Source organism: Corallococcus praedator, from assembly GCF_003612125.1.
Classification (GTDB): Bacteria; Myxococcota; Myxococcia; order Myxococcales; family Myxococcaceae; genus Corallococcus; species Corallococcus praedator.
In genome coordinates this window covers 1-398 of record NZ_RAWI01001348.1, presented here as the reverse complement: position 1 = coordinate 398, position 398 = coordinate 1, and the positions used below count along the sequence as shown (strand labels likewise).

Here is a 398-nt window from a genome sequence, read left to right as displayed (position 1 = left end):
CCCTTGAAGAGGGAAGTGAGACATTCGCGAGATAAAAGTCGGCCGCTGTCTTAGTGCTAGTGTGGCCGAGCCTTTGCGAGACCATGGGAAGGTTGGCAGGGTCCTGATTTATTGCGATCATCGCGGTGGCGTGCCGAGTGAAATGCGGGTTCACCTGCAGGCCTGTATGTTTAAAAACCGCTTTTTGGAAGTCTTCGCGCATCGTGTTGTGGTGACGCGGCCCTCCATTTCTTCCAGGGAACAGGTAGGGTCCATTTGCGCCCGGCAGATAAGGGCGATGATCCTTGATGTACTCCAGGATTATCTCGGCTACTTCTGCAGGTAGCTCGACTTCGTGCGACCGCCCATTTTTCATTTCGTCGTCAGCGTAGGAGAGTACGCAAATTCCATTGCGGAAC

1 protein-coding gene is annotated in these 398 nt (G+C 53.8%); it reads right to left on the bottom strand.

Annotation, left to right across the window (positions count from 1 at the left end; genetic code table 11):
* Positions 1-398, bottom strand: a 398-nt coding sequence (locus tag D7Y13_RS44405; protein ID WP_147452779.1) for a tyrosine-type recombinase/integrase, incomplete at both ends; no start/stop codon positions are given.